Genomic DNA, 10,492 nt, shown 5'->3' with positions numbered 1-10,492 from the left:
GACGGGCGAGTACATGCCGTCCATTGCATCTCCGAGGCTGGTTGTGGTGGATGTGCCGACCGGCATGCGACGGATCGTAGAAGCTTCCACTGACATGACGATCGCTCCAAGGCGAGTTGCGGAGCTGACGGTGACTTCACGCAGGCTCTCGGGGAAGAGTGGCGATGAGCGGTTGCCTGATCATTGGCACCATGGTCGGCGCTGCGACAGGCCCCGGAGAGATCCGTATCCTGTTCGCCTTCGACCCTGAACGCCAGGCCATCATCCTGGTGGCGGGCGACAAGGCCGGAGCGTGGCGGGAGTGGTACGAGATCAACATCCCCATCGCCGACGACCGGTTCAGCAGGCACCTGAAGGCCATCGAGGAGGGCAAGCCATGAAGTCCTGGAAGGACGTACGACCCAGCGTCGTCACCGACCCACAGCGGGTATCCGCACACCGCGAGAAGCTCGACGCCGAGGTACGGGCCTACCGCCTCGCCGAGATCCGCCGCGAGCAGGACCTGACCCAGGCCGAGGTCGCCGAAATCATCGGCATCACCCAGCCCAACGTCTCCCGGTTGGAAAGCGGAGCACTCGACACTGCCGCCCTCGCAACGATCCGCGCCTACGTCGAAGCGCTCGGCGGCCAGCTCCGCATGGTCGCCGACTTCGGCGACCGGACACTCACCATCGGCTGACACCCCCAGTCCAGCTGCGCGATCATGGAACTGCCGACGCGCAGCTCCATGCCGCGGGGCTGACCCATGCCCCCTTCCTGCCCGATGTCGGTGACATCGCGGCTGAACCCCGCATCCAACGAGATCGACTGGGATCCACCCGCAGGAACACCAGCAGCGAGTCGACTGCCTGCAGGACCAGTTCTGCGGCCCGGGGGCCGGCGTTGTCGCCGGACCCCGGGCACTGTTGTGACCGGTTGTCAGTTTTTCGACGTGCTCGGCTGGGCGCTCGTGGACGCGTTTCCGATCTCTCGGGTCACGATCGGCCACTCGTGGTTGTAGATCGGGAAGGGCAGATCCTTCTCGAGGAGCGGGGTGCCGAGGATGGCGATGCGGGCCATCACGGCTCCGTTCACGTCCAGGCCGCCGTAGAGGCCGGCCTTGCCGTCGACGGTCGGCTTGGCGCCGCTGGTGTCGACGCTGACCGTGCCCTCCACCGCGGCGCGCAGGTACGGCTCGATGGTGGCCTTCACGCCCAGGGTGTCGTAGAGGGCGACCGAGCCGTCGGCGACCAGGCCGGCGCGGACGCTGGCCTGGCCGGAGAACGTGGCCTTGACCGGGGAGACGGTGGTGGTGCCGGGGTCGGTGGCGGGGGTCCAGCCGCCGGCCTTGGTGTAGTCGGCGTGGACGCCCCAATTGCCGTCGTAGGACTGGGTGGTGTCGACGGTGACGGTGCCGTCGGCGGAAACCTCGGCGTAGACGCTGAGGTCGAGGACAATCACGACGGGCACCTGGCCGACCATGATCACGGGCATGGCGGTGAGCTTGGCGATCGGAATCTTCACCGGACCGGTGGAAGCGGTGACGCCGGCGGTGAGGTGCCAGTTGGCGTGCGCGCCGAGGTCGAAGCCGACCCTGGCCTGCTGGGGGCTGAGAATGCCGCCCTGGTAGGTGAAGTCGACGCTCGGGTCGAGTTCGAGCGAGCCGGAGAGCGCGGCCGAGGCACCGCCTGGCAGGGTGACGCTGTTCTTCACGTCCAGTTCGAGCGCGGCCGAGGCGCCGCCGCTGCCGCCGTGGGGGTTCGGGACGTAGGAGGCCTTGAGGTCCTTGACCTGTGGCGTGATCTGGATGTTGTGCGGGTCGAGCGCGCTCTTGATCTTGGCCCAGGTCTGGCCGAGCAGTTCGGAGATGGTGGCCGGGCGGGTGCTGACCGCCACCTTCCCGTCCGCGGCGGGCTGGACATCGGTGATCGCCAGCAGCGCGCCACGCGGCGCGACGGCCGACGGCGGGCTGTCGATCACCTGACCGGTGCGGACGGCGGCGGTGGCCGCGGCCGTGGCTGCCGGGCTGGGGGTGCCGGCGGCGGTGTCGGCGGCGGCGAGGACGGCTTTGCCGGTCTGCTGGTCGTAGGCGGCCAGTTTGAGGTCTGGGGCGGCGGCCACGGCGGGCTGCCCCGACGGGGACGGGCTGGTCGAGGACGGGCTGGCAGGGGCAGCCTTCGGCGTGCCGGAGGCGGTCGGGCCGGTCTTCGGGCTCCCGGGGGGCGGGGTGACCAGAGTCACCGTCGGACTCCCCGTGGGAGCCGGCGTACCCGGCATACCCGCGGCGCTCGGGGTAACCAGAGTCACCGTCGGGCTCCCCGTGGGGGCCGGCGTGCCGGGCAGGCTCGTGGCGGTCGGGGCGGGTGCGGCCTGGGCGGCAGCGGCTGTGGGATCGGCTGGCGGGGCTGCCGGCGTCGTCGGGTCGCAGGCGCTGAGCGTGAGCACGACGGATGCGGCGAGCGCGGGCAGCGCGAGGGTGCGTATGGACAAGTTGTATGGCCACCTTCAGCGTGAGGGTCGGGGAAGGCAGGGCAGGATCGGACCTGCGGCGGCATGCTACTGACAAATGGTCAACAAGGACCAACAGCAGCTCAAGTAATGCTCAAGGCGCAAACATGCCGCAGCATCGTGCGTGCACACTTCACCGCCCGCCGGGCATCCCGGCGCGAGCGCCACCGCAACGCGACGCGCGGCTCGATGGCAGCCGTCGGCACCTCGGCGTTGCGGTCGCCTCCGGGCCGACGGCCAGGAGCACCTGCTGCACGGGTCGTGGATTCGGCCGACCTTCGCGCGTGCGAGGCAGGGCGGAGGGCCGCGGTGGAGAAGGCCAGGATGAAGGTACGCAGGCATGCTGCCGCCCTGACCGCCCTGGAAGCCGACGGGCGCCACGTCGGCCTGACGCTCAGTCATGCGATCTGGGCTCCCCGCCGTTGCCGTGTGCCTTGTTCGCCGGCATGTACTGCGAGCCTGCCCCCGGCCCTGCGCGGTCCGTTGCCGAGCTTGCGCTCTCCGCCTGCACTACCGGGCAGCACGGGAGACCAACCGGGTGGCGCTTGGAGTCGCTCGGTGGTTCGTGTTGCGGATCACCGGCGGGCTCGCAAGATGGCTCTGGGGAACGCCGGACACGTCGCTCGCCTTCCGGCATTGCCCCGTTCCTGTGCCGTCCACCAGCAGCGAAGCCCCATGCGCCAGGCGGGGGCGGGCTCCCGCCCGGCCACTGCACCCGACAAGGAAGAAACGCCATGCCAACCCTGACCACGCGCGACGGCGTCGAGATCTACTACAAGGACTGGGGCAGCGGACGCCCGGTCGTCTTCATCCACGGCTGGCCGCTGAACGCGGACGCCTGGGAGGACCAGATGAAGCTGGTCGCCGACCACGGCTTCCGCGGCATCGCCCACGACCGCCGGGGCCACGGCCGCTCCAGCCAGCCCTGGGACGGCTACGACTTCGACACCTTCGCCGACGACCTGAACGACCTGATCACCAAGCTCGACCTGCGCGACGTCACCCTGGTCGCCCACTCCATGGGCGGCGGCGAGCTCGCCCGCTACATCGGCCGCCACGGCACCAGCCGGATCAGCAAGGCGCTCCTGCTCTCGGCGATCCCGCCCCTGATGCTCAAGACCGCCGGCAACCCCGAGGGCGTGCCGGCCGAGGTGTTCGAGACCATCAAGGGCGGCCTGCTCAAGGAACGCTCGCAGTCCTGGAAGGACTTCGCGCCGGCGTTCTTCGGCGCGAACCGCGAGGGCAACCAGGTCACCCAGGGCAACCTCGACGCGTACTGGCTCCTGGCCATGCACCAGAGCATCAAGGCGGGCGTGGACTGCGTGACGGCCTTCGCGGAGACGGAATTCACCGACGACCTGAAGAAGTTCGACATCCCCACCCTGGTCGTGCACGGCGACGCCGACCAGATCGTGCCGATCGACGCAACCGGCCGTAAGGCCGCGAAGATCATCCCGAACGCCGTCCTCAAGGTCTACGAGGGCGCCTCCCACGGCATCACCGCCGTCCCCGGCGAGAAGGAGAAGTTCAACCAGGACCTCCTGGACTTCCTCCAGAGCTGATCCCACCGCCCCCGGTGATCAAAGGGCCCGCCCACCGAGACACGGTCATCGACCTCCGGTGAAATTCCACTCCAGGCCGGGACCGTGGCCCGCCGCCGAGGTGCGGGCCGCCGCGGCCGCCCTGGTCGCCGCGTTCGCCGACGGTCGCCTCGACGACTACTTCGCCGCCTTCGCCGCGGACGCGACCTTCCTCTTCCACACCACCCCACAGCGCCTCACGTCCGTCGAGGAGTACCGCCGACTGTGGCAGAGCTGGGAAGCGGAAGACGGCCTACGGATACTCGGCTGCAGCTACACCCAGCCTCTGGTCCAGGTCCTCGGCGACACCGCCGTCTTCAGCCACCACGTCGAGACCCAGGTCGCCACACGGGCGGGCGAAGAGACCCTCCGCGAGCGCGAGACGATCGTCTTCAGCCGCCGGGGCACCAACCACTGGCTCGCCGTGCACGAGCACCTGTCCGCAGCCGCCGAGGACTGACCACACGGCCGCACACGGCAGCACGCACCGACATCAGCGAACGACGAGGAACGACAGATGGGCACCTTTCACAACTACGTCAACGGTGAGTTCGTCGATGCCGCCGACGGCCGCACGCTGGACGTGATCGACCCGACCACCGGCCAGGCGTACGCGACCTCCCCGCTCTCCGGTGCGGGCGACGTCGACGCCGCGATGGCCTCGGCCGCCGGCGCCCGCGCCATGCGGATGTCCCGCCGGCTGGACTTCGGCTGCGTCTGGATCAACACCCACATCCCGCTGGTCGCCGAGATGCCGCACGGCGGCTTCAAGAAGTCCGGCTACGCCAATGACCTGTCCTCGTACGGCTTCGAGGACTACACCCGGGTCAAGCACGTCATGACCGCCATCTGACTTTGGGCGTCACAGCGTCGCAGGTTCAAATCCTGTCACCAGACAGCAAGTCTGTCGCAGGCCAGAGGCCGTTTCCACAGAAGCTGCGGGAACGGCCCTCTGCGCGTGATGCGGACCGGTGGTCGCAGGGGTGGTCGCGCCTCCGTAGGCCGGCGGGGCCGCCGAACAAGTGGCCATGTCCGTCAACTTTGCTTCATAGGCGGACAGTTGTCGCAGCCTTCCACCCTCCGCCGCTTCCTTGCGAGCCGGGCGGAGTTGGCCTTCGAGAGCGGGTGAGCCTGAGTCGGTTCGACCTCGACATCACCGGGCTGATAAGCGTCATCGCCGCGTTCACCCCGCAGTTGGTCAACGCTGCCGGTGGTCAACGCTGCCGGCGAGCATGGCGTGGCCGACTCGATCACCCTCCTCGGCGGGCCGCTGCTCCCGTATCGTCGGTCGTATGACGCGTCCGCTGCTGCACCAGCGTTGTCCTGAACTGGCCGAGTCGCTGCCGCACCTCCCGCTGGGCGACGTGCCGACGCCGGTGCGGCCTCTGGCCGGGCTCGGCTGCCGGTCTCCGCTCTGGCTGAAGGACGAGAGCGGCTACGGGCACGGCGGATGGGGCGGCAACAAAGTCCGCAAACTGGAATGGCTGCTACCCGAAGCCCACCGGCGCGGTGCCCGGACGCTCCTCACCGTCGGCGGTCTCGGCACCAACTGGGGCCTGGCAGCGGCACTCTACGCCCCCGAGCAGGGCCTCACCGTCGCCCTCGCCCTGATCGACCATCCGGTCGACGATCACACCCGGGCCCAGCTCCGGCGCCTTCGCGCATCCGGCGCCACCTTGCACTTCCTGCACACCAAGACCCGCCTGATCCTCGCCGCCCCCTGGCTCTTCGCACGCCATTCCTCGATGCGAGGTCCCACCCTCCCGTACTTCCTCCCGGCCGGCGGATCCTCGCCGCTCGGCACGCTCGGGTACGTCGAAACCGCACTGGAGCTGGCCGCGCAGGTGTCGAACGGGCTGCTGCCCGAGCCCGGCTGGGTCGTGACCGCGGTCGGCTCGGGAGGCACCGCCGCCGGCCTGGCCCTGGGGCTGCGGTTGGCCGGCCTACGCACCCGCGTCCTCGGGATCGTCGTCAACGACACCCTGCGCCTGGACAGCACAGCGCTCAACGCGCTGGCCCGCAAGTCCGAGGCGCTGCTCCGCAGTCGGGGCGCCGCCCTGCCGCCACTCGGCCTCAGCTCGGACGACATCCGCCTCGACCGCGGCTGGCTCGGTCCCGGCTATGCCCACCCCACTGCCGAAGCCACCGCAGCACTCAACCGCGCCGCCTCCGACGCGGGGCTGGCACTCGAGCACACCTACACCGCCAAGGCCCTCGCAGCGCTCCTCGACCTCGACGCCTCCGGGCACTTCGGCGACGAGCCGGTGCTCTTCCTCAACACCTTCGGCCCCAGGACGAGCCGGTGCTCTTCCTCAACACCTTCGGCCCCAGATAGAGGGCATCAGACCGGCCAAAGCCCGCGAGTGCGGGGCCCCGGCCGATCCGGCAAGCATCGGTGACGATGCCCCGGCAGGGAACGGATCACCCAAGGAATCATCCGAACCAGTTACGTCCCAGGATCACCGCGAGAAGTGGCATCCAGGCTCTCACCGGCTGCATGTTCACGTGATCATCTCGCCGGTGAACGGCAACGGCAGGCAAGCGCCGGCCCCGCAGCCCCACGGCGGCGGCCAGAAATTGGCAGGGCTGAGTCGACTTCGACGCCCTGCGCTACGCGGGCCCCTACCTCGCCCAGGACGCGACGACACCGGGCGTCCTTGCCTGACCCGCCGCCCGCGAGGTACTCCCGCCCCACACAGCCCCGCCGCCCCGCCGCCGACGCGGCCCCGCACATCAATCGGCACACACCGCGCGGAGCCCACAGACCCCCTCTTCGAATGGAAACCCGTGTCCGCGCCCACCCCGCCGATCACAGGTGATAGGACGTAGTCGAGCTGGAGGTGGTCCGTCATGACCCGCTACTGCGTCGACCCTGCTCGACACGAACTCATCGCCACCTGGGGAACCGGCCAAGGCGACCTTGCCTCACGGATCGCCGCCGTCCCGGCCGGCACGGATCTCGCCGCGCTATCCCGCCTGACTGCAGCCCTTACCCAACTGTCGGCGGCGGCCTGGCGCACCTACACCCACCCGGCCAGCGCGGCCGACTCATTGGAGGTGAACAGCGAGGGCTGGCGTCGGGAAGAGGAACGCAAGGCGTTCGTCGAGGTCGCCGCAGCCGTGACCACGCCGAACCTTCCCCAGGGCGGCTCGGTGATCGTCGAGTACAGCCCGGTGCTGGAGAACGCGCACCGCGTCGGCCGAGCACTCATCGCCCTGGACAACCCCGAGTTGACCGAGGCGATCCGCGCCGAAACCACGGTGGAGCTGGCCGCCGTCGAAGGCGCCGAGCTCGGCAACCTCACCGGACGGGCCCAGCAGGCCGTGCTGCTCAGCCGCGAAGGCGCCTCCCCCGTCCAGGTCGCCGCCGCCGACCAGCTGCTCCAGGAGGACCCGTTCGGCCCGGCCGCGCTCTACTCCGACATCGACCCCACCGCCGCGGCCGTGGCAGCCGCCCACTGGCTCTACGCCGCAGCCGAAGCCGTCTCGGAGGCGTCCGGGTACGCGCCCACCGAGGTGATCCGGGAGGCGGACAACATCGAGGCACTCCCCCACGCGACACCCACGCTCGTCCTGGGACTCCTCGAGGCCGGTGTGTCCCCCTACGACGCGGTCACCGGGCTCGTGCGCCACGCCATGCGGATCGGGGACGGCGAGCTGCCCGACCCGGCCGCTCTCCGCGAGCAGTTGGAGGAGGCCGAGGAGGTGATCACCGAGTATGCCGACGACGATTCGGAGGAGGCGGACGCCGTGCTCACCGGCATCCGCCTCACCCCGCTGGACCCGCGCCGGCCCGCCCGCGACCTCCTCGAAGACCTCCTCACCGCCATCAACGGCTGCTGGCTCCTCCACGCCGAATACGCCGAGGACGAGGATCGGGACGACGACCAGGAAGAATCGGACGACGAGACCGCCGAACGGCACCAGCACCACAGCCGCGCGCAGTTCGCCGCACTCGTACGCGCCATCGCGGCAGCCAACCGGGACCGGCTCGTGTAACACCCTCCCCCTCCAACGCCGGATCCGCGGCGTCGACAGAGTCAGCCCTACTGGCTCGGAGCAACCCCGACCCGCTTCCGACAGTCCCCCGGAGGAGCGGGATACGAGACGAGAACAGCTCAACGGCGCTCTCGCACCCACCGAACGCGATCACCATGCGACCACCAACTCGTATTTACCAACCGCTGAGCTGCGGCTTTCCCCTGGACCGGCGACAAGGACGCCCGGAACTGACACTGGGAGGAGCACCTACACGCGAGCCTTCGAGGCGATCACCATGCGACACCCGACCCAAGACCGCGGACGCGTCTACCGGCGCTGCGGCTGCCGCGACACCCACCGCCGCCAGCTCGGCGCCCACTGCCCGCGCCTGCTCTGCGACCCCGACCACGGCACCTGGACCTACGCCGTCGACGTCCCCTGGCCCGACACCCGCCGCCACACCGTCCGCCGCGGCGGCTACCCCAACGAGGACGCCGCCCGTACCGACCTACACCGCTTCCTCGACGGCAAAGCCTACGGCTACAGCCCCGACCCGAGACAGACCACCGGCGACTACCTGCTCGCCTGGCTCGCCGCCCAGGAACTACGGCTCAAGCCCACCACCCTCGCCCGCTACCGCGCCTACGTCCACCAGGACCTCATCCCCGCCCTCGGCCACATCCCCCTCGATGACCTCGCCTACGAGCACATCGACGCCTACGCCCGCGCCGAACTCGCCGCCGGCCGCGGCAAGGTCACCGTGCACCGCATCCTCGCCACCCTCTCCAGCGCCCTCGGCGCGGCCGTCCTGCGCCACCGCCTGGGCCACAACCCCGCCAAGCCCGCCATCATCCCCAGGCCACCCACGCCCGAACGCCGGATCTGGACTCCCGACGAGGCGGTGCGCTTCCTCGACTACGCCCACAAACATGACCCGCTGTTCGCGAACCTCGTCGAGCTCATCATCAACACCGGCATGCGCAAGGGCGAGGCCCTCGGCCTGCACTGGGACGACGTCCACCTCGACGAAGGCGTGCTGTTCGTCCGCTACACCCTCTCCACCGTCGACAACCACTACATCGTCCTCACCGCACCCAAGACCCCAAGCAGCCTCAGCTGGATCGCCATCAACCAGCGCGCCCGCCGAGCCCTCGAAGACCTCGCCGACCACCACTTCCTCGGCTACACCCTCCCCGCCCACGGCTACGTCTTCCACCACCACGGCCGCCCACTCAACCCGAAGAAGGTCCTCGACCGCTTCCATCGGCTGTGCGACGAGGCCGGCGTCCCCCGCATCGCCGTCCAGGACCTGCGCCACCTCGCCACCACCCTCGCCCTCAACGGCGGCGTCCCGTTCGTGATCGTCTCCAAGACCCTGCGCCACCGCACCCTGTCGACCACCGCGAACATCTACAGCCACCTCACCCGCCAAGCAGCACGCGAAGCCGTCGACGCCATCGCCCGCATCCTCGACTCCGCCGAACTCGCCCTCCACACCACCCAACGCGCAAACCAGCCACGGAATCTGATCACCCAGTTCCGCGACCACCTCACCAAGCGCCAACGTAGAACCCGCCGCGAACGCCCAGCTCACGCACCCATCCCGCTGTGACCGACGCGACCACCATGCGACCACCATGCGACCACCAGCTGACAAAACGCCAGAAAGGCCGCTCCCGCCAGAAGCGGAAACGGCCTACGACCTGCAGTCATGCAAGTCGGGACGACAGGATTTGAACCTGCGACCCCTTGACCCCCAGCGGGCGGCGGCGAGCCGCGCCCGCGGCGGAGTCCTCTCGATCGGCGCCACGACCACGGTCGGCAGCTACCTGGTGCTGCCGCTGCCGCAGACCCTCCGCCGGCGGTTCCCGCAGGTCGAGGTCGACCTGCAGATCGGCAACCAGGAGTCGTTACTCGGCGGCTGCTCTCCGGGTCGTGCGCGCTGGACCTGCTGGCCGGGCGCCCGCGGGAGTCCCGGCTGGTCCAGACCCCGGTCGCGCACGAGGGGCTGGTCCTGGTGGCTGGCCGGGGCCACCAGTTGTCCGGTCGGCGCCCGGCCCCGGCCCAACTCGCCGCCGGGGTGTTCCTGCTGCGCGAGGCGGGGTCGAGCGACCGCCGCGCCCAGGAGGAGACCCTCGCGCTCTGGGGGCTCCAGGACGTCCGGAGTCCCACGTGGACTCCGCAGAGGCCATCAAGCGACTACTGGAGATGCCGGACGGGCTGACGAAACGAGACTCCCCGGGCACGAGGCGAAGCGGAACCGGTCATCGACAGAACCCCGCCCGGTCATTCACGAACGGCTATGGCCGCTGGCCGGCACTCGCCAATCCGGGGAGGACGCCGCGCACGGCTTGGACGGCGGTGTCCTGCCGCACGAAGCCGCGCGTGTGTCGAGGACGGCTCCTCACCGCCGCCGGACCGGGCGCCGGCGTCGCCGCGCGGCC

Annotated in this window: 8 protein-coding genes and 2 pseudogenes; 9 read left to right on the top strand and 1 reads right to left on the bottom strand. The window is 70.1% G+C overall.

Annotation, left to right across the window (positions count from 1 at the left end; genetic code table 11):
* The first annotated feature begins 164 nt into the window (after positions 1 to 164).
* Positions 165 to 380 carry a type II toxin-antitoxin system RelE/ParE family toxin gene (locus KV557_RS40670; protein WP_218207109.1) on the top strand — a complete coding sequence of 72 codons (216 nt, stop codon included), beginning with the start codon at positions 165 to 167 and terminating at the stop codon, positions 378 to 380.
* Entirely contained in the window at positions 377 to 679 is a 303-nt protein-coding gene (locus KV557_RS40665) for an XRE family transcriptional regulator (RefSeq protein WP_218207108.1), read from the top strand. The genes KV557_RS40670 and KV557_RS40665 overlap by 4 nt, the downstream gene beginning before the upstream one ends.
* A 239-nt stretch (positions 680 to 918) precedes the next feature.
* Here the strand turns inward: KV557_RS40665 and KV557_RS40660 are convergent, their stop codons facing one another.
* A complete protein-coding gene (locus KV557_RS40660) occupies positions 919 to 2,220 on the bottom strand; it encodes a hypothetical protein (RefSeq protein ID WP_218207107.1) in 1,302 nt (433 codons plus the stop codon).
* Positions 2,221 to 3,221: 1,001 nt separating this feature from the next.
* On the opposite strand from KV557_RS40660, the gene KV557_RS40655 reads away from it, so the two are divergent.
* From KV557_RS40655 to KV557_RS45085, 7 genes and pseudogenes are all read left to right on the top strand, one after another.
* Positions 3,222 to 4,049: an alpha/beta fold hydrolase gene (locus KV557_RS40655; RefSeq protein WP_218207106.1), complete on the top strand. Its 828-nt coding sequence runs from the start codon at positions 3,222 to 3,224 to the stop codon at positions 4,047 to 4,049.
* Between the two features lie 58 nt (positions 4,050 to 4,107).
* Positions 4,108 to 4,527 carry a nuclear transport factor 2 family protein gene (locus tag KV557_RS40650; protein WP_218207105.1) on the top strand — a complete coding sequence of 140 codons (420 nt, stop codon included), beginning with the start codon at positions 4,108 to 4,110 and terminating at the stop codon, positions 4,525 to 4,527.
* 210 nt (positions 4,528 to 4,737) lie between these two features.
* Positions 4,738 to 4,920, top strand: a pseudogene (locus KV557_RS40645) (aldehyde dehydrogenase family protein); the annotation flags it as partial.
* Between the two features lie 439 nt (positions 4,921 to 5,359).
* Positions 5,360 to 6,466 carry a 1-aminocyclopropane-1-carboxylate deaminase/D-cysteine desulfhydrase gene (locus KV557_RS40640; protein ID WP_218207104.1) on the top strand — a complete coding sequence of 369 codons (1,107 nt, stop codon included), beginning with the start codon at positions 5,360 to 5,362 and terminating at the stop codon, positions 6,464 to 6,466.
* Between the two features lie 451 nt (positions 6,467 to 6,917).
* On the top strand, positions 6,918 to 8,066 hold the full coding sequence (locus KV557_RS40635; RefSeq protein ID WP_218207103.1) for a hypothetical protein: 1,149 nt from the start codon (positions 6,918 to 6,920) through the stop codon (positions 8,064 to 8,066).
* Positions 8,067 to 8,343: 277 nt separating this feature from the next.
* Positions 8,344 to 9,660: a tyrosine-type recombinase/integrase gene (locus KV557_RS40630; RefSeq protein ID WP_218207100.1), complete on the top strand. Its 1,317-nt coding sequence runs from the start codon at positions 8,344 to 8,346 to the stop codon at positions 9,658 to 9,660.
* 25 nt (positions 9,661 to 9,685) lie between these two features.
* Positions 9,686 to 10,272 (top strand): annotated as a pseudogene (locus KV557_RS45085) (LysR substrate-binding domain-containing protein).
* Positions 10,273 to 10,492 lie beyond the last annotated feature (220 nt).

Origin of the sequence: Kitasatospora aureofaciens, assembly GCF_019192735.1 — a bacterium.
GTDB classification, from domain to species: Bacteria; Actinomycetota; Actinomycetes; order Streptomycetales; family Streptomycetaceae; genus Kitasatospora; species Kitasatospora aureofaciens_A.
This window is presented reverse-complemented; position numbering and strand designations above follow the sequence as displayed.